Below are 21,566 nucleotides of genomic sequence, written 5' to 3'. Positions count from 1 at the left end.
TCCGATGGAGCTGACGTGGGCGGTGCCGAGGTCGACGGGTGGACGCCGCGCAGGGAACCGGCTCGAATATGGGCAGGGAAAGCGTTGACCGGCATGATTGCGCGCGTGTTTCCCAGTCCTTAATTGACTGTTTCCGAGAGATCGACGAGCCGCACACGAAAAGCGGCCGACACCGTTGGGGAGGAAACGGTGTCGGCCGTTCGGAAAGACGCAGGATAAATGCCACCACATTGGTCGACGGACCAATCCGCCGACGGTGGGCACGCAATGTGAGATCTGGCCCCGTGGCCAGATACTTCACGCAGGAAGCATCTTAGGACGGCAGCGGGTGGCCGTGTCAAGGGTCGGATGGGCCGACCGTCACACCCGGTCAGAGCTGAGCAAGCACAGTGAAGTCGAGCCCGTCGGCCTCGGCCAGATAGATGCGCTGCCGGACGTGCCGCTGACGCAGCCGCAACCGCCCACGAGGCCCGTGGTAGGCGACCGTGTCGGCGGCCGTCTCGATGGCCCGTACGTCGAGGGTGCGGGCCTGGCCGATCAGCGCGGCGAGCAGCATGACGCCCTCGTAGCAGGACTCCCCCAGGCTGCCCAACGGCGGCGCCTCCACCCCGAAGCGCCGTGCGAACTCACCGTGGAAGTCGAGATTTTCCTGGGTGACCAGACCGGCGAAGAAACCCGCGGTGCTGTAGAGCCTTCGAGTCGCGCCAGCGCCACTGGCCAACAGCATGTTCTCGTCCATCAGGGTGCTCAGCCGCAGACAACGCTGATCCAGGCCGGATCGGGCGAACGCCCGGTTGAACCGCACCGCGTCCGCACCGACCAGCAGCATCAACACCGCGTCCGCGTCACTGTGCTCGATGCGGCGTAACACCTCGGTGAAGTCGTGCGCGTCCAACGGCAGGAAGTGCCGGCCCACCACCTGCCCACCGCCGCGCAATGCGTACCGCTGGGCCGCCCGCGACGTGCGGCGCGGCCACACGTAGTCGTTGCCCACCACGAACCAGCGGCGCACCCCCTGCTCCGCGGCGAGCATCCGCATCGCGGGCCACAACTGGGCGTCGGGCGTCTCGCTGGTCAGGAAGACCCCCTCGGTGCGCTCGCCGCCCTCGTAGAGTGCGGTGTAGACGTAGGGCACCCGGTGTGCGACTCGGGGTGCCAAGGCCTGGCGCACCGAGGAGATGTGCCACCCCGTCACCCCCTGCACGGCACCCACCGACACCAACGCCTCGACCTCGGCGGCCACCTCGGCCGGCGGTGCGCCACCGTCGACAGGCACCAGGCGGACCTCCCGGCCCAGCACGCCACCGCACCTATTGATCTCCTCGACCGCGAGCTGCGCGCAGAGCTCACAGGTGGGGCCGAACATGCCGGCCGGCCCGCGCATCGGATAGACCAGCGCGATGCTGACCACGGCGCGGTCGACGGTCAGCCACGGCGGTGCCGGCGCGGACATGAGCACATGATTGCCCGGCCCACGACGGAAGACCAGTGCTCACCACTGACCGGGACGACTCGCTACCATGACAGGGCCACCGGACCAGGGAGTTTCATGTCAGACGTGCCCGGGGCGCCAGCCGACCTGCTGCGCTCGCTCACCCGCGCCGAACGGCTGCTCTCCCGCCGGCTGGGCGCCGTCCTGGCCGACGACGCGATCAGCATCGAGGCGTGGAGGGTGCTCTGCCTGCTCGCCGACGGCCAGGGTCACCCGATGAGCGAGGTGTCCGTCGAGGCGTCGCTGCCGCCGGGCACCCTCACCAAGCTGGTCGACCAACTCGTCGACCGCAACCTCGTCTTCCGCCGGATCGACCCGATCGACCGCCGGCGGATTCGGGCGTACCTGACCGCCCGGGGCCGCCGCGAGCACGCCCGCCTGGACGAGCGGGTCCGAGCCAGCGTCGCCGAACTGGGCGTCGTCGAGCTGGCCCGCGGGGGGCTGGGCGACGCGGGGCTGGGCGGCGCGGAGACCGGCCAGCCGGGTCTGCCACCGGCCGCCGACCTGGTGGGTCAGCTCGACCACCTCATCGGCCGCCTCGACCCCAACCAGCGCGTCGATGCCGCCCGCCGCGATGACCGCGTCGACGCCGGTGCCGCCGGTGGCCCGCACCGCTGGTCAGCGACCAGGAAAGCCTGAATACCGGAGCCTCGTGGCCAGCCCAGCGTCGGCGCGGCATGACCTGCGACGCCGTCGCGGCAGGGCACCGTGGTCCGCCACGCTTCCCGCCGGCGGGTCCAATCGAGCGGCACAATGGACACATGCTGGCTTTCGGCGCGGTCCACACCGGTCTTGTGCAGCACTCCGGGGCGCTGTCGGTCGACCGCGCGGCCGAACTCCTCGACATTGTCGAGGGCGCAGCGGTGGTGTCGGTTCGCCGACCGGTGGCCTGCACGACCTCGTCCGAGATTCTCACCGGCGTCGACTGTGACGCGCCCAGCGGCACCGGACGTCGCGCACGGGTCGTCGGCACCATCATCGGCCGGGCGATCCTCACCGGTGGCCGCATCGTGCAGTCCTCCGTGGATGCCCGACTGCAACGGGCCGCAACCAGCACTCGCCTGCCGTGGCACAGCTACCTCGGCCGGCCCGGGCAGCTGGACGCGATCGGCAAGGTGAGTGCGCCGGCCGTGGTCGACGGGCACCTGCGCGGCGGCGCTGGCCGCTCTGAAATTCCGCCAACGAGCCTTGACCTGGATGCCGTGGCGATGCAGCTGCTCGGCCGGGTGCAGCGTGGCGACCTGCTCGACCGGCGGCCACCGCTACGGGCCCCGCGCACGACCCTGCGCTGGTCGGTCACGACGGACGACCGGTCATCGGTGGACGACCGGGCGAGCTTCACGGTCGGGGTCGGGCAGGCACGCACCCTTGAGGTGACGCTGGGCCGCCACGACCCGGTCGCGGCCCGGCTCCTCTGCGAGGATCTGGCCCTGCACGACTGGCTGGTGACCACGGTGTCCTCGGTGGTGGACGACCTCGCCGCCGCCTCGTGGCCGCCGCCGGTCCGGGTCCAGCGGCTCAGCCTGCTCGTCGAACACCTCACGCGCCTGTGGATGCCCGGTGCCCGGGTACCCGCCTCGATGAGTGCCCTGGCGCAAGAGCTGGATCGGCAGGCGGGCCTCACCCGCCAGTGGACGGCCTGCGTGCAGTGGATCCGCGACCAGCTCGCCGCCGCGGCCGCCGTTCAGTCGTTGACGAAGATGTAGGCGATCCGATCCACGATCCGCTCCGGCAGCTCGATGTGCTCCGCCGCACTCCGGTGTCGTAATTCGTCCAAGAGGTCAGCGTCCACGGCGATCTGGCTCAGAATCGTCCGCACCGCGTGCTCCACCGGCAGCAACTGCGACCGGAGCACCGAGCACGTCTGATAGGCGGCGAACGGTTCGGCGTCGGGGTTGAGCTGCAGAACCGATGGCATCGTGGTCCAGTCGGGCGGCAGCGTCGCGGCCGGATCGAACCGCTGCGGACGGGCCACCACGGCGCCGTGGCGGCGCAGCAGCCCGAGCCGCACCAACTGCCAGACCGAGGCCAACAGGGCGCACGACCACGTCGGCACCCCGGCGTCCTGCGACCACAGCTCGACGTCGACGAAGATGCTGTGCCGTGGGGCGCCGCTCTCCACGGGCGGCGCCCAGGCCACGGGCGGGCGCATGGCCGACCGGATCTCGTCCGGAGAGCGCCGTCCGTTGCAGAGCCAGCCTGTCTCGGCGGTCACCGAGCCGGCGCCGGTGACCCGTGGAGCCGGGTCGGGCACCAGGCGGTCGGCGACGAGCCGGGCGAGCCTGACCCCGTCCGCCTCGGCGCACGCTGATTCGCGAGCGAGGTAGTCGATGACGACTCCCGTCTGCTCGCAGGCGAAGTTCAGCTGCTTGATCACCTCGTCCGGCGGCGGGATCTCGTCCCCGTAGTCGTCGACGAGGATGCAGGTGCTGACACGGGGTCGGACACGGGGCGGTAAACGGCGGCGGCAGGACTCGCCCGCCGCCCGGAGCCACGGCTCGCTCCGAGCGAGATGCCGCAGCATCTCGCCGTCGTCGGGAACGAAGCCTTCCGCGTACAGATGACCCACCTCAACGGACAGGTGCGAGAGCGGAACGGACTCCGTACGCCGCCCGGCCGTCGCCTCGGCGAACGTGACATCCACACCCATCATCCGGCCTCCTCGCCGTCGACCACGATCATCAGGAGCCGCTCGAAAGAGGCGACAGTGCCGGCTCCGGCGAGCTTCCGCTCGTGCTGGTCGTCGTCGCAGATCAACTGCTCACGCGCGTGCAGCAGTGCGTCGAACGGCACGGTCGTCCGATCGGCGCCCATGCCGCCGGCGAGCCTTGTCAGATCACGGTCACAGGCCCGCAGGAACTCGGCCTGCGCCTGGCCGAGTGGCGCCACCTCGGAGTACGGATCGACCACCGCGGTCCGTACGAAGTGCAGACCCTCCTCGAAGGCCCCGGCGTCGTGGCCGCGCTCGCGAGCCACCCTGAGCAGGCCGTGATCGCCGTGGACGAGGTCGGTGGCGGCCGCCACGTGGTCGCGGGTCCACTTGTGGAACACGAGCCACCGCGCCGGGACCTCGCGGACCACCGGCATCGCCGTGGCGGTCAGGACCATGTCGACGGCGAACGAACGGCCCGCACTCAGATCGACGATCACCACCTGGAACTCCTCGTCGAGATGCAGGAGCAGTGAGGCGCACCGATCAACGATCGTGGGCGTGGTGGCGAACTCCGAACCGCTGCGGTCACCGGGGAGCAGGACGAGCTGACCAGCGCCCGGCGGTCGACGGCGCAGGGCCCTGTGGTCAGATCCGGTCCACACGTCGACACGCTCGGGCTCACTGGTCTCGGAGAGCAGGTACGACTGTATCCCCCCACGCGACGTGCCACCCGCGACAGCGGGCACGTCGAGGACGGTGCCGGCGGTTGGCGACGCGAAGCTCAAATCGAGGTAGCACGTGTCCCGCCCGGTCAGGGCGCTGCGATAGGCCACATTGGCGCCGACCACCGAGCGGCCGGCCCCGCCCTTGCCGGAGGTTGCGAAGATGAACACAGTCACCCCTTCCCCGGCACAGGCTAACCCGGCCACACTGCCCCAACGGCAGTGGTGAATGTCCGCTCCTGCGAATTGCACGAAGTCTGTGGCGTTCGAGCTACGACTGCGCCTTGTCGTGGTTCTCTGGAACGGACCGGTGCTTTGGAGGCCGAGGTGTACGAGGTGCAGCCAATGCCGACCCGAAACAACGACGTCGACTGGAACGCGTTCCAGCCACGCGCCTATCACGCTCGCAACTACCGTTCAGTGCGTCCCGACGACCTTCAGATCGTCCGTGCCACCAGAGACTTCTTCGCCACAGCGAACCTGTCCTCGCGGCCCGCCCGCGGCCTCGACGTGGGGGCCGGCGCCAACCTCTATCCCGCCTTCGCCATGATTCCTCTCTGCGACCATGTCGACCTCGTCGAGCACTCGCCGGCCAACGTCCGGTGGCTGCGGTCCCAGCAGAGTTGGTGGCGGCGCTTCGATCACGGGTGGGACGAATTCTGGCAGCTCTACGGCGAGCGCGACCGCTACGCCACGGCGATGCGCGGCCGTCGCCCGCTCGCGGAGTTTCGGGCAAAGGCGACGGTCACGCAGGGCAGCATCTTCGACCTGCCAGAGCAGCGATGGGACATCGGCACCATGTTCTTCGTTGCGTGTTCCCTGTCGGCCGACCGTGACGAGTTCAACCGAGCCGTACGCTGCTTCAGCCGCGCCCTGCGGCCCGACGCGCCGTTCGCGGCGGCCTTCATGACCGACTCCGACGGTTACGACGTCAACGGCGTGCGCTTTCCGGCCGTTCCGGTCGACGCGGTGATCGTCGAGCAGACACTGCAGCCGCTGGCCACCGACGTCAAGGTGGTCCCGATCGACTCCGAGCACCCCTTGTGCCCGAACGTCGGCATGGTCCTCGCGCTCGGACATTCGCGGGGCGCCTCGACGAAGAGCTAGAGCTCGTCTGCGGAATCCCGGGAGAGCAGGCCGCGCCAACCCATCACCGCGCCCCCGGATGCCGCGGCCGGTCGAGAGCTGCCCAGCCGGCCGGGCCGCCTGCACCTACTGCGGCGGTCCTTCCTCGCCGATGGGGTAGGCCGCGGCCCAGAGCGCCCGGAAGACCTGCACCCGCTCCATCACCCGGGGCGTGCGCAGCACCAGGCGCGTCTCCGCGATGACCGGCATGTCGTCGTTGACCAGCGAGGAGGCCGGGGTGGTCTCGTAGGACAACACTTCGTCGAAGACGATGAAGTCGACGACCTGCGGCCGCAGCACGGGCGGGGTTCGTTCCCGGTCGAGCACCCGCACCTGAATGCCGAACTCCTCCTGCTGCCGGCAGGCGCGCTGCATGTCCGGATGTGCCAGGTCCTTGCGGTCGTCCACGATGAAGATCCGCCGGATGCGGGCGTTGTTCTCCTCGACCGCCTGCCGTTGCGCATCCAGATAGCGCTGGCCGAACTCACTACGCCAGAGCCCACCGTCCACCGAGGCGAGGCTGACCACGTCGATCGACTCGCACACGTGCCGGGTCAGCCCCAGCAGCCAGTCGCGGTCCTCGCCGTAGTAGGTGACGTCGCCGCCCTCCGCCATCTCCTTGATGAAGTCGGACATGTCGCGGATCTGGGTACGCACGAAGTTGTAGATCAGCGGAGGCGCATCGGGGCTGATCCCGGTCGAATTCTGCACGAACTGGGTCACCAGGTCGGTCTGCACGGCTGACGCCTCGATCGACCCGAACAACCGGGTCGCGTCATTGATCTTCGCAAAGGCGTCACCAACCAGCCTCTCCATGCGCACCTGACCGTTGCGTGAGGAGGCCTCCACAACGGCCAACCGCCGCTCGAAGTCCACGAGGAAACGCACCAGTAGTGTGATTCCACCGATGAGAATGGACAGAGTGATGCTCGTCACCATTGGCTGCTTCAACGCATTGGTGATTAAGAAGGTGGCAGCACCCGTCGCTGTGGTGACGGCCATCTTGCGCGTGACGCTGGACGGCGCGGCGACCACGGTTGCCGCCTCATCGCTCGGTGCGCCGACGCCCGTACGAGAGCCCCGTCGTTCCTGTTCGTCCGCCACCACACGTAAATTGCAGCGCATTGCTTGCGGGAGTGCAACCACTGGTTTGACTAGTAGTCACCGCCTCATCCATGTCTCAGCGCGGCCCTGGAAAATCGATCTTCACAATCTCGGACGGCTTCTTGTCGATCGGTCGATCGAGTTGCGACGAGCGGCTCCACCAGCGAAAGGCCGGCGGTCGACGGCACCATGCCGACCCAGATCGCGAGACGTGCTTGTTGACGACTTCCGACAGACGCCAGCGCGGCAGCGGTGCCCCCGAGCGGCGCCTCAGCCGCGCTCGTGCGGGCTACCACCGCGCCGCGGCAATCCGCTCAGGTAGGGCGCCGTCGACCATAGGTGCCCCTGGTCCCGCGAACGCTGCCCGGCCACCCGCGGCCACCCGCCGGAGGGCGTGATGTCGGTGAGTCATCGTGATGACTCACCGACATCACGCCCTCCGCAGAGTCCGCCTCCAGAACGGCCCCGGGGCAGGCGGACCGACTGGGCCTCTCAGGCATGCGTCAAGGCCCCTGGCCGGCCTACGGCGGGCCCAGGCGACGTCCGGGACTCCACCTCGGCTCGGCCGAGGACTCTGACACAGGCCCTTAGCTGGTGAGGTGGGCGCGCAGGGTGTGCGCGTCGGGAGCGGTGGCCGTCCACAGGGTCGCCGGGCCGCCGGCCAACGGCAGCCGGGCGACACTGCCCTCGGCCGATGGAGGTTCGGCGGGTTGCGACGGGTCGACCACCAGAAGCGATCCCGTGGCCGGGGCGCCGCCGAGCACCGCCGGGCCGGCCCAGCCCGGCGCGTGCGGTCCCACCGCGAGCGACTGCCGCAGCAGTGGTCGACCCGCGTAGTCGACCTGGGTGTGCACGACGGCGCAGCCGGGTGCCTCGCCGTACCGTCCGCAGATCAGCTCGTCGCGCCACCGCAGGCTCGCGCCGGCGGCCAACTCGATCCGGGACTCGGCGAGGTGCGCGCAACCAGCCGCCGCTACCAACTGTTCCGGAAGCCAGTGCAGCGTGGCCCCGGCGCGCACCACCGCCCGCACCGCCATCCGTGAGACGGCACCCACACGGCCCGGTAGGGCGATCGACGCGGCGACGCTGTGCACCCGTACGGCCGCGCCCGGCCCGACCTCGATCTCCAGGCGCAGATCGTCGCCGGCCAGCGGCCCGGCCGCCCCGCCGACGAGGTGAACAGTGGCGACACCACCGTCGGTCGGGGTCTGGCGCAGCAGCAACGGCGTTTCGCCGTGCAACTCGACAAGGGTCGTGCCACCCCGCCCGTCGGCCCGGGCGACCAGCCGGGCGAGCGCTCGCATCAGGCCGTTTCCGCCGGTACGGCGAGCGGGTGCAGGGCGGCGTGGTGGGCCAACTCGTGCCGGATCCAGTCCGCGACCGACGTCGCGGTGGGGTTCCCCACGATGGACAGGAAGAGGGTCGGGAGGTCCCCGCGCCGGGCCCGCGCGTCACGATCCATGACGGCGAGATCGGCGCCCACCATCGGGGCCAGGTCGGTCTTGTTGATGACGAGGAGGTCGGCGGCGGTGACCCCCGGGCCGCCCTTGCGGGGGACCTTGTCCCCGCCCGCCACGTCGACCACGAAGATCTGTCGGTCGACCAATCCCCGACTGAAGGTCGCCGTCAGATTGTCCCCACCGCTCTCGACGAGGACGAGGTCCAACGGGCCGACCGCCTCGGCCAGTTCGTCGACGGCGTCGAGGTTGGCGCCGATGTCGTCGCGGATCGCCGTGTGCGGGCAGCAGCCGGTCTCGACCGCGCGGATCCGCGCCGGGTCCAGCACCCCGGCCCGCCGGAGAAAGTCGGCGTCCTCGGTCGTGTAGATGTCGTTGGTCACCACGCCGAGCCGCAACTCGTCGGCGAAGGCACGGCAGAGCGCGGCCACCAGGGCCGTCTTTCCGGAACCTACCGGGCCGCCGATGCCGACCCGCAGGGCACGGCCGGCACGGGCCAACGGCGGATGGGGGTCCACCCCCGGCTCCGGATGGGTGTGCGGAATGGTCTCGTCGTGGGGTGGGCTGGCCGCCGTCGGCGTGCCCGGCGGCGGCGTGATCGGTTCGATGGCGGGCACAGCGCTCGGCACAACGGTGTCAGGACGCAAAGAGACGCACCTCCCAGGTGGCATGGATCTCGGCATGGATGTCGGCGAGTGGGGCGGCGGCGGCGGGCAGCCGCTCCGGTGGATCATCGGCGGCACGCGCCGCGTCGGCGGCCGTTCCGTCGCAGGCGTCGGCCAGGCCGACCAGCAGCGCTTGGACCCGGTACGGGTCGAGTCCGAGCAGACGTACGCCGGCGCTGGCCGCCCCGGTCAGCGTTCCGTACGCGGCGATCGTGGCGGTCTCGACGCGGGACATCCCGGCTGCGGCGCAGAGCAGCCCGAGTACCAGCGGCTGGTGTGCGCCGCCGGGCGTCGCGGGCAGGTCGGCGAACGGGGCGTCGGACCAGATGGCCCGACCGGCCCGCAGCAGCGCCCGGCCCTGTCGACGCGAGACCGCCCGCAACGCCGGTGCGGCGGTACGCGCGTCCAACTCCGCGTCGAGCCGAGCCAGCGCGTCCGACCGGGCGGCGGTCTCGGCCACCGCCGCCCGGTGTGCGGCTGCGGCGAACGCCGCGCCGACCAGACCGGCGGTGGCCAATCGTCCGGTCAGGAACGCCTCCAACGAGGCCAGGTCGGTGACCCGGCCGGCGGCGACGGCCGCCTCCAGACCACCGGAGTGCGCGTGCGCCCCGGCCGGGAAGCGTCCGTCGGCCAACAGCAACAGCAGGCTCGGCGTCGCCATCAGAACAGGAAGTACCGCTGGGCCATCGGCAGCCGGGTCACCGGGTCCGGCTCCACCACCTGCCCGTCGATGCGCACCGTGAAGGTGTCCGGGTCCACCTCGATGCGCGGCATCGCGTTGTTCTCCGGCAGGTCGGCCTTGCCCCGCGACCGTACGTCGTTGACCGGCACCACCCGGCGACGCACGTTCAGGCGGAGCCCGGCGTCCAGGGCCGCCGGGGCCACGAAGGCCAGGCTGGTGGCGGCCGCCGCCGCGCCGTACGCCCCGAACATCGGCCTCGGCAGCATCGGCTGCGGTGTCGGGATCGAGGCGTTGGCGTCGCCCATCTGGGCGTACGCGATCATGCCGCCCTTGAGCACCAGGTGTGGCCGGACCCCGAAGAACGCCGGGTCCCAGAGCACCAGGTCGGCGAGCTTGCCCGGTTCGACCGAGCCGATCTCCTGTTCCAGGCCGTTGGCCATCGCCGCGCAGATGGTGTATTTCGCGACGTACCGTCGGGCCCGGTGATTGTCGGCGGGCCCGTCACCCGGTAGGGCGCCGACCCGGTCCTTCATCACGTGGGCGCTCTGCCAGGTCCGCATGATCACCTCACCGACCCGACCCATGGCCTGCGCGTCGGAGCCGATGATCGAGATGGCGCCGAGGTCGTGCAGCAGGTCCTCGGCGGCCATCGTGGACGGTCGGATCCGGCTCTCGGCGAAGGCGAGGTCCTCCGGCACGGACGGGTTCAGATGGTGGCAGACCATCAGCATGTCCAGGTGCTCGGCCAGGGTGTTCGCGGTGTACGGCCGGGTCGGGTTGGTCGACGACGGCAGCACGTTCGGTTCGCTGGCCACGGTGATGATGTCCGGTGCGTGCCCGCCACCGGCTCCCTCGGTGTGGTACGAGTGGATCGCCCGTCCACCGATCGCCCGCAGGGTGTCGGCGACGAATCCGGCCTCGTTGAGCGTGTCGGTGTGAATCGACACCTGGACCCCGGACGCGTCCGCCACCCGCAGGCAGGCGTCGATCGCCGCTGGTGTGGTGCCCCAGTCCTCGTGCAGCTTGAAACCGCCCGCACCGGCCCGCAACTGCTCCCACAGCGCCTCGCTGGAGACGGTGTTGCCCTTGCCGAGCAGCAGCACGTTGACCGGCATGGTGTCCAGCGCCTCGTGCATCCGGGCCAGGTGCCAGGCGTTCGGGGTGACAGTTGTCGCGCGGGTCCCCTCGGCCGGCCCGGTGCCGCCGCCGACCATCGTGGTGATGCCACTGGCCAGCGCCTCGGTGACGATCTGCGGGCAGATGAAGTGCACGTGGGTGTCGACCGCGCCGGCGGTGAGGATCCGCCCGTTGCCCGCGATCACCTCGGTCGACGGGCCGATCACCAGGTCGGGGTGCACACCGGGCATGGTGTCCGGGTTGCCGGCCCGGCCGAGCGCCACGATGCGCCCGTCGCGCAGCCCCACGTCGGCCTTGACCACGCCCCAGTGGTCGAGCACCACCGCGCCGGTGATGACGGTGTCCAGTGCCCCCTCGGCGCGGGTCGCCCGGGACTGCCCCATCGACTCGCGGATCACCTTCCCGCCGCCGAAGACCGCCTCGTCGCCGCCCACGCAGTGGTCGGTCTCCACTTCGATCAGCAGGTTCGTGTCGGCCAGTCGGATCCGGTCACCGGTCGTCGGCCCGTACAGGTCGATGTAGCGGTCCCGCCGCACGGCGCTCACTGCGGCGACCCGTCGGTCGTGACCGAGTGCGGCGAGGGGTCCAGCGGTCCCGCGCACTCTGCGCGCAGGCCCGGCACGACGCGTGCGCCGCCGAGGGGTACGAGTTCGACGCTGCGGTTGACGCCCGGCTCGAACCGGACGGAGGTGCCGGCCGGAACGGCGAGCCGCTGCCCCCAGGCCGCGCCACGGTCGAACGACAGCGCCGGGTTGGCTTCGGCGAAGTGGTAGTGCGAGCCGACCTGTACCGGACGGTCGGCGGTGTTGACCACGAGCACCGTGGTCACCGGACGACCCACGTTGATCTCGACCGGGTCGGCCGCCGGCAGGATCTCCCCGGGGATCACGGGATCGGGTGGTGCACCGTCACGAGCTTGGTGCCGTCCGGGAACGTCGCCTCCACCTGCACCTCCCTCAGCAGCTCGGGGATGCCGTCCTGGACGTCGTCGCGGCCCAGCACCGCCCGGCCGGCCGACATCAGGTCGACCACCGACCGCCCGTCGCGGGCCCCTTCGAGGAGGAACGCGGTGATCACGGCGACGGCTTCGGGGTAGTTGAGGCGCAGGCCGCGTTCGCGGCGGGCGCGGGCGACATCGGCCGCGACGTGGACGAGCAGGCGATCCTGCTCGTGCGGGCTTAGGAACACGGGGCTCTCCCGGTGGGTCGGCGTGCCCCGGCTCGCCGACGGCTCCGCAGGGAGCCGCGCCGGGCAGCAACACCCGGGGTACGAGCTGGAGTCACACGACCGCCGGGTCACCGCCGACGGGTCGACCCGGGACTCCACCATCCCGGCCCGCACGACGGGCAACCGGCGGTGTCGGGTCGGATGCGGACCGCACCGCCCACCGCTGACCAGACCGTAGAGGATCGCCACCGACCGAGGCAACAGTCCACTGGGGATCGAGCCGGGTGCCGGTCTGTGTTCCGGTGCGGCGGCGAGCGAGGGATGATCACTGGATGACGGCGACGAGGGATACCCGCGTACTGCTCGGTGTTCTGTTCCTGGCGGCGGCCACGGTCGGGACGTGGATCCTCTGGCTGGGCTGGGACACCGAGTACACGGTCGACGCGCAGACCGGCGCGAGCAGCGGCCCGTACGAGCCGTGGCAGGTGATTGGCTGCGTGTTGACGCTCGTGCTGCTGGCCGTGCTCGCCGGAGCGCGGCTCAGCCCGTGGCTGGTGGCGCCGGTGATGACCGTGGCGTTCACGGCGGCTGGTCGTGGCGGGCCGCGTCGACCGACGACAGCGGGTTGTGGGTGGTCGGCGGGGTTCTGGTGCTGCTCGGGATGGCGGCCGGCAGCACCGTGGTGAGTCTCGCCGGGCGGCGGGTCGGCCGGCGGATGGCCAGCCGACCCGCCCCGAGATAAGCGATCGCCCGATGGGCGCCGAAATGCTACGAAGGGGACGTGCCCGACCCGACAAGCTCCCTTGCTGCCACGTCCCTCAGGACTCCGCGGCTGCTGTTGCGCCGTTGGCGAAGCGATGATCTCGACGGGTTCGCCGCGGTCAACGCGCAGCCCGAGGTGATGCGCTACATCCATGACGGCCGCCCCCTGGACCGGGCCGCGTCCGCGGAGCGGTTGGCTACCTATCAGCGGCACTGGGACGAGCACGGCTTCGGCCTGTACGCGGTGGAGATCAGAGAGACCGGCGAGCTGGCCGGTTTCACCGGACTGGGGACGCCGACCTTCCTGCCCGAGATCATGCCGGCCGTGGAGATCGGCTGGCGGCTCGGCCGCGCGTACTGGGGTCGGGGCCTGGCCACGGAGGCGGCCCAGGCCGTTGTCGCCCATACTCGTGCCACGCTCGACCTGCGGCGGCTGGTCAGCATCCACGTCGTCGGCAACGAGGCGTCCGCGCGGGTGATGGTCAAGCTGGGCATGTCGCTGGAGCGCGAGACGGTGCAGCCGGACACCAGCCGCCAGGTCCGGGTCTACGCGATGGACCTGTAAGCGGCCGTGGCGCCGGTTGCGGCTGACCGGCCGGTCAGCGGGCCGCGGCGGGTTGCGGCGCTGGCACGCCGGCGAAGGGGACGTCGGCGTGGTGGCCGGTCCCTGGCTGGCCGTCGGGGTGCCGCCACAGCCCACGCTCGCGCAGGATCGGCAGCACGCCCTCCCCGAACCAGTACGCCTCCTCCAGGTGCGGATAGCCGGAGAGGATGAACTCGTCGATGCCGAGCGCGTGGTATTCGGCGATCCGGTCGGCGACCTCGGCGTGGCTGCCCACCAGCGCGGTGCCCGCCCCACCGCGGACCAGCCCGACTCCCGCCCACAGGTTGGGGGCGACCTCCAGGCCGTCGCGGGAGCCACCGTTGAGGTCGAGCATGCGGCGCTGCCCCTCGGACTCGCTGCGGCGCAGTCCCTCCTGCACGGCCCGGATGTCGGCCTCGGACACCCCGTCGAGCAGCCGCTGGGCCTGCGCCCAGGCCTGCTCGGCGGTGTCCCGCACGATGACGTGCAACCGGATGCCGAAGCGCAACTCCCGCCCGGCGCGGGCGGCCAGCGCCCGGACCCGCTCCAGCTTGTCGGCGACCAGGGCCGGCGGCTCGCCCCAGGTGAGGTAGACGTCGCTGTGCCGCACCGCCACCGGAAGTGCGGCGGCCGAGGACCCACCGAAGTAGACCGGCGGCACCGGGTCGGGCGGTCGGTGCAGCCGCGCCTGTTCCACGCGGACGTGGGTGCCGTCGTAATCGACGGTCTCGCCGCGCCACAGCGCGCGCACCACGTGCAGGAACTCGTCGGCCCGCGCGTACCGGGCGTCCTTGTCCAGGAAGTCGCCGTAGGCCCGCTGCTCCGGTGACTCGCCGCCGGTGACCACGTTGAGCAGCAGCCGGCCCCGGGACAGCCGTTGAAAGGTCGAGGCCATCTGGGCGGCCAGCGTGGGGGCCAGCAGGCCGGGCCGGAAGGCGACCAGGAACTTGAGCCGCTCGGTCACCTCGGTGAGCATCGCGGTGCTGAGCCAGGCGTCCTCGCACCAGGCGCCGGTGGGGGTGAGGGCGCCGACGAAGCCGAGTTGCTCGGCGCTGCGGGCGATCTGCCCGAGGTACGCCACGCTGGCCGGGCGAGCGCCTCCGGCGGCACCGGTCGGTACGCCGTGGCCGCCGCCGACGATGTCCCGGCTGTCGCCGTTGGTGGGCAGGAACCAGTGGAAGGTGAGGGTCATCGGGCTCTTTCCTCCAGCGGGGGCGGTCGGCGCACGCGGCGAGGCGGGCACCTCCTGAGGGGTGGGACGATCCCGCCGACAGCCTACCCATAAAACCTATCGGGTTAGTAGGCTACTGCCGACGCCGACACCTGTCGATGCGCCGACGTCCGCCTGCCCCGACCTGAGGAGCCGCCATGCCCACCCCGTCGACGAGTCGTCCCCCGCACCGCCGCCTCCTGACGGCGGCGATCACCACGGTGGCGCTGCTCGCCACCGTGGCGGTAAGCGCGTGCGGCGGGTCCGCCGACGCGGACGGCGGCAACGGGCAGAAGCTCCGGATCGGCTACCAGCGCTTCGGCGGGCTGAGCCTGGTCAAGGCGCGCGGCGCCGCGCCGGATGTGGAGTGGTCACTGTTCGAGAGCGGTCCCGCGCTCACCGAGGCGCTCAAGGCCGGTTCCATCGACATCGGACAGGTCGGCGAGGCCCCGCCGGTCTTCGCCGCCGCCGGGAAGATCCCGTTCTCCGTCATCGGCACCTCGGCACCGATTCCGCAGGGGGAGGCCGTGCTGGTCAAGGCCGACCGGGGCTACCGCAGCTTCGCCGACCTCAAGGGCCGGACGGTGGCCCTCAACAAGGGGTCCAACGTGCACTGGCTGCTGGTGCGGCTGCTGGAGGCGAACAACATGACGTTGAAGGACATCCAGGTCAAGTACCTCAAGCCCGCCGAGGGGCGGCCCGCGTTCGACGGCGGGCAGATCGACGCCTGGGTGATCTGGGACCCGTACTTCGCGCTGGCCGAGCAACCGGGGGTCCAGGTGCTCGCCGACGCGACCGGGCTGGCCAGCAACCGCGAGTACGTCCTGGCCTCGCCCCGGGCGGTCGACAAGCGGACGGACGAGATCCGCGCTTTCCTCCAGCGCTACCGCGAGGTGACCGACTGGGGCATCGCCCACCCCGAGGAGCGCGCCAGCACCCTCGCGCCGGAGCTGAAGATCCCTCAGGACGTCACCAGCCGGGCCCTGGCCCGCAGCGCCAAGCCCCTCGCCCCGGTGACCCCGGCCATCGGCGACGAACTTCAGGCGATCACCGACAGCTTCATCGCCCTGGAACTCATCCCGGGGCCGGTCGACCTCCGATCCCGGGTCGACGGCCGGTTCAACGAGGTGTTCCAGTGAGTCGGGCGACGCTCGTCGAGACGCCCGAAGAGGTCGCCGCAGCGGCACCTGTCGTACCCCGTCGTCAGCGGTCGGCCCGGCGCTGGCGGCGGGTGGTGAGCCCGGTGGTGCTGGTCCTGGGGTGGGAGTTGGCCGCACGGACCGGGCTGCTGGCGGCCGAGAAGCTGCCCGGGCCCAGCGACGTGCTGGCCACCGGCGCGCGGCTGAGCCGGGACGGGACGCTCGGAATCCACCTGCTGGACTCCCTGACCCGGGCCGGGGCCGGCCTGCTGATCGGCGGTCTCCTGGCCCTGGCCCTGGGCACCGTGGCCGGGCTGCTGCGGCTCGGTGACGACCTGGTCGACCCGCCGGTGCAGATGGCCCGGATGCTGCCGCACCTCGGGCTGGTCCCGTTGCTGATCATCTGGGTCGGCATCGGTGAATCACTCAAGATCAGCCTGGTGGCTCTGGGCGCGTTCTTCCCCATCTACTTCAACACCTACGCCGGCATCCGGGACATCGACGAGCGGCTGGTGGAGGCGGCCCGCACCTGCGGTCTGGGACAGGCCGCCCGACTGCGACACGTGGTGCTGCCCGGCGCGTTGCCCTCGCTCTTCCTCGGTCTGCGACTGGCGATCGGGGCGGCCTGGCTCAGCCTGGTCGTCGGCGAGCAGGTCAACGCCCAGACCGGGATCGGCTTTCTGATGATGGAGGCGCGGGAGTTCAGCCAGACCGACGTGGTGGTGCTCGGCCTGCTCGTCTACGCGCTGCTCGGGCTGATATCCGACCTTGCGTTGCGCGTTTTGGAGAGGAGGATGTTGACATGGCGTCGCGGACTGCGGGCCACCTGAACGGCACCGAGCCGGTGCTCACCGCGCACGCGGTGCGCCGGGCGTTCGGGCCGACGGTCGTGCTGGCCGGTGTCGACCTGACCATCGCCCGCGGCGAGGTGGTGGCCCTGCTGGGCGGCAGCGGGTCCGGCAAGAGCACGCTGCTGAGGATTCTCGCCGGACTGGACGGCGAGGCCAGCGGCACGAGCGTCGTGCACGGGACCGCCGCGGTGGTCTTCCAGGAGCACCGGTTGCTGCCATGGAAACGCGTGGCGGAGAACGTGGGGCTCGGCCTGTCCGGCGCGGACGGCCCGGGGCGGATCCGGCGGGCGCTGGCCGAGGTCGGTCTCGCCGACCGGGACCGCGCCTGGCCGGCGGAGTTGTCCGGCGGGCAGGCGCAGCGGGTGGCGGTGGCGCGGGCCCTGGTCCGCGAGCCGGACCTGCTGCTGCTCGACGAGCCGTTCGGCGCCCTGGACGCGCTGACCCGCCTGCGGATGCAGATTCTGCTGCGCCGGCTGCGCGCCGAGCACGGCTTCGCCGCCCTGCTGGTCACCCACGACGTGGAGGAGGCGTTGCTGCTCGCCGACCGGATCCTGCTCCTCGACGAGGGCCGCATCGCCGCGGAACTGCCCGTCGATCTCGGCCCCACCCGCACGCCGGACGACCCGGCCTTCGGCGCGCTGCGCCGCCACCTGCTCGACCGACTCGGCGTTCCCATCACCTGACGAGCGGAGCTGCGATGACCCGCTGGACCCCCGACCCCACGTTCTACCCCTCGCCCCGCGAGGCGGTCACCGCACCGGCGGAGAAGCTCGCCTACGTGGCGGCCTTCGACCGGACGGCCACCCGTCCGGACGCCATCGTGGTGCTGGACACCGACCCCGACTCCCCCGACTACGGCCGGGTCGTCGGCTGGACCGACCTGCCGTACGTGGGTGACGAGCTGCACCACTTCGGCTGGAACGCGTGCAGCAGCGCGCTCTGCCCGACCGCCCCGCACCCGCACGTCGAGCGGCGCTACCTGATCGTCCCCGGCCTGCGGTCGTCGCGCATCCACGTGCTCGACACCCAGCCGGATCCGCGCCAGCCGCAGGTCGTCAAGGTGATCGGGGCCGACGAGCTGGCGAAGCGGGCCGGGTACTCACGGCCGCACACCGTGCACTGCGGCCCGGACGGCATCTACCTCTCCGCGCTCGGCGGCGCGGACGGCGAGGAGGGCCCCGGTGGCATCGCCATCCTCGACCACACCACGTTCGAGGTCCGCGGGGCGTGGGAGGCCGACCGGGGGCCGCAGTTCCTGGCGTACGACGTGTGGTGGCACCTGACCCAGGACGTGCTGGTCACCAGCGAGTGGGGCACCCCGCCGATGATCGAGGACGGCATTATCGGTGAGCTGCTGTTGGGTCGACGCTACGGGCACGCCATTCACTTCTGGGATCTGGCGAAACGCCGGCACGTGCAACGGGTCGATCTCGGCGACCAGTACCAGATGCCGCTGGAGCTGCGGCCGGCGCACGATCCGACGAAGTCGTACGGTTTCGTCGGCGTGGTGATCAGCGTCGAGGACCTGTCCGCCTCGATCTGGCTCTGGCACCGCGACGGGGACGCCTGGGCGGTCACCAGGGTCATCGACATCCCGGCCGAGCCGTCCGACCCCGCGCACCTGCCCGACCTGCTCAAGCCGTTCGGGGCGGTGCCGCCGCTGGTGACCGACATCGACCTGTCAGTCGACGACAGGTTCCTCTACGTCTCCTGCTGGGGCACCGGGGAACTGCGTCAGTACGACGTCAGCGACCCGCTGCACCCGGTCCAGACGGGCTCGGTGCACCTCGGCGGGATCGTCCGCCGCACCGCGCACCCGTCCGCACCCGACGAGGCCCTCGCGGGTGGCCCGCAGATGGTGGAGGTCAGCCGGGACGGCCGACGGGTCTACGTCAGCAACTCGCTCTACGGCGCGTGGGACGACCAGTTCTACCCCGACGGGGTGGGTGCCTGGCTGGCCAAGCTCGACGTCGACGTGGACGCCGGCGGGCTCGCCCCGGATGAGCGGTTCTTTCCGCACGGGGAGGAGTTCCGGGGCCTGCGGGTGCACCAGACGCGGTTGCAGGGCGGGGACGCCTCCTCCGACTCGTACTGCTATCCGTGACCGTCACCACCCTCGCGACGCTCGCCGCGCTCGGCGCGTTCCATGGTCTGAACCCGGCGATGGGGTGGCTGTTCGCCGTGGCTCGGGGCCTTCAGGAACGCAGCCGGCTGGCGCTGCTGCACGCCCTACCGCCGATCGCGGCGGGGCATCTCGCCTCGGTGGCCATCGTCGCCGCGCTGGTCACCGCGACCCGATCGGTGACGGCGAGCAGCACCCTCGCGGTGGTCGGCGGTGTGGTGCTGGTGGCCTTCGGGCTGTGGCGGCTGCTCTCCGAGCGGCACTTCCGGTGGGCGGGGATGCGGCTGTCGGCAGCACAGCTCGCCGCCTGGTCGTTCCTCATGTCGTCGGCGCACGGGGCGGGGCTCATGCTGGTGCCGGTGCTGGTGGCCGAGCCGGTGTCCGGGGGTCACTCCGGGCACCTGGCCACCGCGCCGGTCGGCGCGCTGTCCGGCCTCACGGCGGCCGGGGTGCACACCGTGGCCATGTTCGGCGTCGCTCTGGCCGTAGCGCTGCTGGTCTACCAGGTGCTCGGGGTCGGTGTGCTGCGTCGGGCCTGGTTCAACGTGGACCGGCTCTGGGCCGGGGTGCTGGTGGCCGCGGGGTTGGTGACGCTGATCCGGGCCTGACCGTCCATGTTGGAAACATGTGATGTGTGATCTCATGTCGTGGTGATCACTCCCACTCCCCTCATGCAGCTGGTGGCCGGTGTGTGGGGGTTCAAGACCCTCGCGGCCGGCGTCGAGCTCGGTCTGTTCACCCGGTTGGCCGGCGGGCGGACGATGACCGTCGAGCAGGCCGCCGCCGAGTTCGGGTTGCCCGACCGGCCCGCGGATCTGCTGCTGGCCGCAAGCGCGTCACTCGGCCTGCTGGAGAAGGCGGGCGACGGTTACCGCAACTCGGAGTTGGCCGAGCAGTTCCTGGTCGAGGGCCGCCCTTACTACTTCGGCGCACAGGTTCGCTACTCGGACCTGCGCACCTACCTGCCGTGGCACCGCATCGGCGAGGCCCTGCGCACGGATCGGCCATTGACCTGGGACCCGGAGGCCCAACAGTCGATGTTCGACACCGCCGATCCGGAGATGCTGGCGCAGTTCTGGGACGCGATGTTCTCCACGTCCAGCTTCACCGCCAGCGCGCTGGCCGACGCGTACGACTTCTCCGCGCACCGCCGGCTGCTCGACGTGGGCGGCGGTGCCGGCGCGTTCCCGATCGAGTTCTGCCGCCACCTGCCCGACCTGCGGGCCACCGTCCTGGATCTGCCGCACGTCTGCGTGCGGGCCCGGGAGCGGATCGCGGAGGCCGGCCTGACCGGGCGGATCGACGCGGTGGCCGGTGACTTCCTCGCCGACCCGGCGCTGCCGGGCGGGCACGACGTCATCCTGCTCAGCATGATCCTGCACGACTGGGACGAGCCGACGAACCGGGCGCTGCTGGCCCGGTGCCACGCGGCGTTGCCGCCCGGTGGCGCGATCGTGGTCTGCGAACTGCTGCTCAACGACGAGCGCACCGGGCCGCCGGAGGCGGCCCTGATGGGGATGAACATGCTGGTCGAGACCGAGGGTGGCCGGAACTACTCGGGCGCCGAGTACGCGACCTGGCTCACCGACGCCGGCTTCGTCGACGTGCGTACGGTGCCGTTCGACGCGCCGGGCGCCAACGGCGCGGTGGTGGCCCGCCGGGCCTGAACGCGGACGGACGACACCCGGCCCCGGGTGCGAAACCGCGGGCCGGGTGTCGCAGCGCCGGTTGGCGCTGGCGTCCGATCGGCTACCGGTACGGGTCAGGCGCGAGCCTTGGCCGGCTGCTTCATGAAGTCCATGATCGCCTTGTTGACCTCGTCGGCGTGGGTCCACGGGATGCCGTGCGGCGCGCCCTTGAGCGTGATGAGCTGGGCGGTCGGCATCATCGGCGCGAGCCGCTGGCCGGTCACCGGGTAGGGAAGCACCCGGTCCTGGTCACCCTGGACGATCAACACCGGAATGTTGATCTTCGGCAGATCCGGGCGGAAGTCTTCCTGCCAGGCGTCCACGCTGTCGTGGGTGGCCTTGCCGGAGGCCATCGCACCGATCTGCCAGTGCGCCCGGTACGCCTCCTCGCTGACCCGCTTACCCATGTTCTGGTCCGGGTTGAAGAACGCGTCACAGAAGGACGTCAGGTAGGCGAAGCGGTCCTTGATGATGGCGTCCTGGAAGCCCTTGAAGAGGCCCCGGTCGACACCCTCCGGGTTGTCGCTCGCCTTGGCCAGCATCGGTTGCAGCGGGCTGAGCAGCACGGCGCGGCTCACCCGTTGCGAACCGTAGTTACCCAGGTAGCGGACCACCTCGCCGGTGCCCATCGAGTGACCGATCAGGGTCACCTCGTTCAGGTTCAGCTCGGTCATCAACACGTCCAGGTCCGCCGCGAACGTGTTGTAGTCGTACCCGAACGCCGGCTGGGCGGAGTTACCGTAACCGCGCCGATCAATGGTGATCGTCCGGTATCCGGCGTTGAGCAGCGCGGTGGTCTCCTTCTCCCAGGTCGCACCGTTGAACGGGAAGCCGTGGATGAGCACCACCGGCTTACCGGAACCGTGGTCCTCGTAGTACAGGTCGATGGGCGCGGAGTTTTCCGTCCCCACGGTAATGAAAGGCATGTTTCACTCCTGCTCCGGTTTGGGCTGTCGGACGCCCCGCGCTTTCCCGCCCGGCCGGCGGATATGCGGCCCGTCAGACCG

General features: G+C 71.1%; 23 protein-coding genes. 11 read left to right on the top strand and 12 right to left on the bottom strand.

Features of this window, described 5'->3' with window-relative positions; translation table 11 throughout:
• Positions 1–370: 370 nt before the first annotated feature.
• Positions 371–1,453, bottom strand: a complete 1,083-nt coding sequence (locus ACZ6NZ_RS09230) for a substrate-binding domain-containing protein (RefSeq protein WP_465857315.1) — start codon at positions 1,451–1,453, stop codon at positions 371–373.
• 96 nt (positions 1,454–1,549) lie between these two features.
• Between ACZ6NZ_RS09230 and ACZ6NZ_RS09225 the strand changes: the two genes are divergently transcribed.
• Together ACZ6NZ_RS09225 and ACZ6NZ_RS09220 are read left to right on the top strand one after the other, a co-directional pair.
• The gene (locus ACZ6NZ_RS09225) at positions 1,550–2,131 is read left to right on the top strand and encodes a MarR family winged helix-turn-helix transcriptional regulator (protein WP_465857313.1); all 582 of its coding nucleotides are present in this window, start codon (positions 1,550–1,552) and stop codon (positions 2,129–2,131) included.
• A gap of 122 nt (positions 2,132–2,253) precedes the next feature.
• The gene (locus tag ACZ6NZ_RS09220; RefSeq protein WP_465857311.1) at positions 2,254–3,198 is read left to right on the top strand and encodes an SCO2521 family protein; all 945 of its coding nucleotides are present in this window, start codon (positions 2,254–2,256) and stop codon (positions 3,196–3,198) included.
• On the opposite strand, the gene ACZ6NZ_RS09215 is transcribed toward ACZ6NZ_RS09220, so the two are convergent.
• The gene (locus tag ACZ6NZ_RS09215) at positions 3,177–4,145 is read right to left on the bottom strand and encodes an SCO2522 family protein (protein ID WP_465857309.1); all 969 of its coding nucleotides are present in this window, start codon (positions 4,143–4,145) and stop codon (positions 3,177–3,179) included. The genes ACZ6NZ_RS09220 and ACZ6NZ_RS09215 overlap by 22 nt on opposite strands.
• Positions 4,142–5,038 (bottom strand): SCO2523 family variant P-loop protein, encoded by an 897-nt coding sequence (locus ACZ6NZ_RS09210; protein ID WP_465857307.1) that lies wholly within the window; start codon positions 5,036–5,038, stop codon positions 4,142–4,144. Before ACZ6NZ_RS09210 ends, ACZ6NZ_RS09215 begins: the two co-directional genes overlap by 4 nt.
• Before the next feature lie 156 nt (positions 5,039–5,194).
• Between ACZ6NZ_RS09210 and ACZ6NZ_RS09205 the strand changes: the two genes are divergently transcribed.
• Positions 5,195–5,974, top strand: coding sequence for an SCO2525 family SAM-dependent methyltransferase (locus ACZ6NZ_RS09205; protein WP_465857305.1), 780 nt, complete (start codon positions 5,195–5,197; stop codon positions 5,972–5,974).
• A 105-nt stretch (positions 5,975–6,079) separates the two neighbouring features.
• On the opposite strand, the gene ACZ6NZ_RS09200 is transcribed toward ACZ6NZ_RS09205, so the two are convergent.
• From ACZ6NZ_RS09200 to ACZ6NZ_RS09170, 7 genes are all read right to left on the bottom strand, one after another.
• Positions 6,080–7,027 (bottom strand): DUF6879 family protein, encoded by a 948-nt coding sequence (locus ACZ6NZ_RS09200; RefSeq protein ID WP_465857303.1) that lies wholly within the window; start codon positions 7,025–7,027, stop codon positions 6,080–6,082.
• Positions 7,028–7,683: 656 nt separating this feature from the next.
• Positions 7,684–8,400 carry an urease accessory protein UreD gene (locus ACZ6NZ_RS09195; protein WP_465857301.1) on the bottom strand — a complete coding sequence of 239 codons (717 nt, stop codon included), beginning with the start codon at positions 8,398–8,400 and terminating at the stop codon, positions 7,684–7,686.
• Entirely contained in the window at positions 8,400–9,200 is an 801-nt protein-coding gene (ureG, locus tag ACZ6NZ_RS09190) for an urease accessory protein UreG (protein ID WP_465857299.1), read from the bottom strand. The genes ACZ6NZ_RS09195 and ureG overlap by 1 nt, the downstream gene beginning before the upstream one ends.
• A complete protein-coding gene (locus tag ACZ6NZ_RS09185) occupies positions 9,190–9,879 on the bottom strand; it encodes an urease accessory protein UreF (protein ID WP_366606488.1) in 690 nt (229 codons plus the stop codon). The genes ureG and ACZ6NZ_RS09185 overlap by 11 nt, the downstream gene beginning before the upstream one ends.
• Positions 9,879–11,582, bottom strand: a complete 1,704-nt coding sequence (locus ACZ6NZ_RS09180) for an urease subunit alpha (protein WP_465857296.1) — start codon at positions 11,580–11,582, stop codon at positions 9,879–9,881. Before ACZ6NZ_RS09180 ends, ACZ6NZ_RS09185 begins: the two co-directional genes overlap by 1 nt.
• Positions 11,579–11,926 (bottom strand): urease subunit beta, encoded by a 348-nt coding sequence (locus tag ACZ6NZ_RS09175; RefSeq protein ID WP_465857294.1) that lies wholly within the window; start codon positions 11,924–11,926, stop codon positions 11,579–11,581. Before ACZ6NZ_RS09175 ends, ACZ6NZ_RS09180 begins: the two co-directional genes overlap by 4 nt.
• Positions 11,923–12,225, bottom strand: coding sequence for an urease subunit gamma (locus tag ACZ6NZ_RS09170; RefSeq protein ID WP_030335444.1), 303 nt, complete (start codon positions 12,223–12,225; stop codon positions 11,923–11,925). Before ACZ6NZ_RS09170 ends, ACZ6NZ_RS09175 begins: the two co-directional genes overlap by 4 nt.
• 311 nt (positions 12,226–12,536) lie before the next feature.
• On the opposite strand from ACZ6NZ_RS09170, the gene ACZ6NZ_RS09165 reads away from it, so the two are divergent.
• Both ACZ6NZ_RS09165 and ACZ6NZ_RS09160 read left to right on the top strand, forming a co-directional pair.
• Positions 12,537–12,890 (top strand): hypothetical protein, encoded by a 354-nt coding sequence (locus ACZ6NZ_RS09165; protein WP_465857292.1) that lies wholly within the window; start codon positions 12,537–12,539, stop codon positions 12,888–12,890.
• Between the two features lie 95 nt (positions 12,891–12,985).
• On the top strand, positions 12,986–13,531 hold the full coding sequence (locus ACZ6NZ_RS09160) for a GNAT family N-acetyltransferase (protein WP_465857290.1): 546 nt from the start codon (positions 12,986–12,988) through the stop codon (positions 13,529–13,531).
• Between the two features lie 34 nt (positions 13,532–13,565).
• Here the strand turns inward: ACZ6NZ_RS09160 and ACZ6NZ_RS09155 are convergent, their stop codons facing one another.
• Positions 13,566–14,741, bottom strand: coding sequence for an LLM class flavin-dependent oxidoreductase (locus ACZ6NZ_RS09155; protein ID WP_465857288.1), 1,176 nt, complete (start codon positions 14,739–14,741; stop codon positions 13,566–13,568).
• Positions 14,742–14,917: 176 nt separating this feature from the next.
• Here ACZ6NZ_RS09155 and ACZ6NZ_RS09150 point away from each other — a divergent pair, with 176 nt between their 5' ends.
• Genes ACZ6NZ_RS09150 through ACZ6NZ_RS09125 form a run of 6 tightly spaced genes read left to right on the top strand, consistent with a single transcriptional unit; the run spans position 14,918 to position 20,538 of the window.
• A complete protein-coding gene (locus ACZ6NZ_RS09150; RefSeq protein ID WP_465857286.1) occupies positions 14,918–15,898 on the top strand; it encodes an aliphatic sulfonate ABC transporter substrate-binding protein in 981 nt (326 codons plus the stop codon).
• A complete protein-coding gene (locus tag ACZ6NZ_RS09145; protein ID WP_465857284.1) occupies positions 15,895–16,728 on the top strand; it encodes an ABC transporter permease in 834 nt (277 codons plus the stop codon). Before ACZ6NZ_RS09150 ends, ACZ6NZ_RS09145 begins: the two co-directional genes overlap by 4 nt.
• On the top strand, positions 16,701–17,432 hold the full coding sequence (locus ACZ6NZ_RS09140; RefSeq protein ID WP_465857282.1) for an ABC transporter ATP-binding protein: 732 nt from the start codon (positions 16,701–16,703) through the stop codon (positions 17,430–17,432). The genes ACZ6NZ_RS09145 and ACZ6NZ_RS09140 overlap by 28 nt, the downstream gene beginning before the upstream one ends.
• 14 nt (positions 17,433–17,446) lie before the next feature.
• On the top strand, positions 17,447–18,853 hold the full coding sequence (locus tag ACZ6NZ_RS09135; RefSeq protein WP_465857280.1) for a selenium-binding family protein: 1,407 nt from the start codon (positions 17,447–17,449) through the stop codon (positions 18,851–18,853).
• Complete coding sequence (locus tag ACZ6NZ_RS09130) at positions 18,850–19,479, top strand: hypothetical protein (protein WP_465857278.1); 630 nt, start codon at positions 18,850–18,852, stop codon at positions 19,477–19,479. The genes ACZ6NZ_RS09135 and ACZ6NZ_RS09130 overlap by 4 nt, the downstream gene beginning before the upstream one ends.
• Positions 19,480–19,521: 42 nt before the next feature.
• Positions 19,522–20,538: a methyltransferase gene (locus tag ACZ6NZ_RS09125; RefSeq protein ID WP_465857276.1), complete on the top strand. Its 1,017-nt coding sequence runs from the start codon at positions 19,522–19,524 to the stop codon at positions 20,536–20,538.
• A 95-nt stretch (positions 20,539–20,633) separates the two neighbouring features.
• Here the strand turns inward: ACZ6NZ_RS09125 and ACZ6NZ_RS09120 are convergent, their stop codons facing one another.
• Complete coding sequence (locus ACZ6NZ_RS09120; protein WP_465857274.1) at positions 20,634–21,485, bottom strand: alpha/beta fold hydrolase; 852 nt, start codon at positions 21,483–21,485, stop codon at positions 20,634–20,636.
• Between the last annotated feature and the right edge of the window lie 81 nt (positions 21,486–21,566).

Source organism: Micromonospora sp. NPDC047756 (assembly GCF_055587245.1).
The sequence above is the reverse complement of the archived record's forward strand: the minus strand, read 5'-3'. Positions and strand labels throughout refer to the sequence as shown.

Excerpts from the sequence above, each read along its gene's own strand:
- ACZ6NZ_RS09230 (WP_465857315.1), bottom strand. The coding sequence starts at position 1,453 with ATGTCCGCGCCGGCACCGCCGTGGCTGACCGTCGACCGCGCCGTGGTC.
- ACZ6NZ_RS09225 (WP_465857313.1), top strand. The coding sequence starts at position 1,550 with ATGTCAGACGTGCCCGGGGCGCCAGCCGACCTGCTGCGCTCGCTCACC.
- ACZ6NZ_RS09220 (WP_465857311.1), top strand. The coding sequence starts at position 2,254 with ATGCTGGCTTTCGGCGCGGTCCACACCGGTCTTGTGCAGCACTCCGGG.
- ACZ6NZ_RS09215 (WP_465857309.1), bottom strand. The coding sequence starts at position 4,145 with ATGATGGGTGTGGATGTCACGTTCGCCGAGGCGACGGCCGGGCGGCGT.
- ACZ6NZ_RS09195 (WP_465857301.1), bottom strand. The coding sequence starts at position 8,400 with ATGCGAGCGCTCGCCCGGCTGGTCGCCCGGGCCGACGGGCGGGGTGGC.
- ACZ6NZ_RS09185 (WP_366606488.1), bottom strand. The coding sequence starts at position 9,879 with ATGGCGACGCCGAGCCTGCTGTTGCTGTTGGCCGACGGACGCTTCCCG.
- ACZ6NZ_RS09165 (WP_465857292.1), top strand. The coding sequence starts at position 12,537 with ATGACGGCGACGAGGGATACCCGCGTACTGCTCGGTGTTCTGTTCCTG.
- ACZ6NZ_RS09155 (WP_465857288.1), bottom strand. The coding sequence starts at position 14,741 with ATGACCCTCACCTTCCACTGGTTCCTGCCCACCAACGGCGACAGCCGG.
- ACZ6NZ_RS09150 (WP_465857286.1), top strand. The coding sequence starts at position 14,918 with ATGCCCACCCCGTCGACGAGTCGTCCCCCGCACCGCCGCCTCCTGACG.
- ACZ6NZ_RS09140 (WP_465857282.1), top strand. The coding sequence starts at position 16,701 with ATGGCGTCGCGGACTGCGGGCCACCTGAACGGCACCGAGCCGGTGCTC.
- ACZ6NZ_RS09135 (WP_465857280.1), top strand. The coding sequence starts at position 17,447 with ATGACCCGCTGGACCCCCGACCCCACGTTCTACCCCTCGCCCCGCGAG.
- ACZ6NZ_RS09120 (WP_465857274.1), bottom strand. The coding sequence starts at position 21,485 with ATGCCTTTCATTACCGTGGGGACGGAAAACTCCGCGCCCATCGACCTG.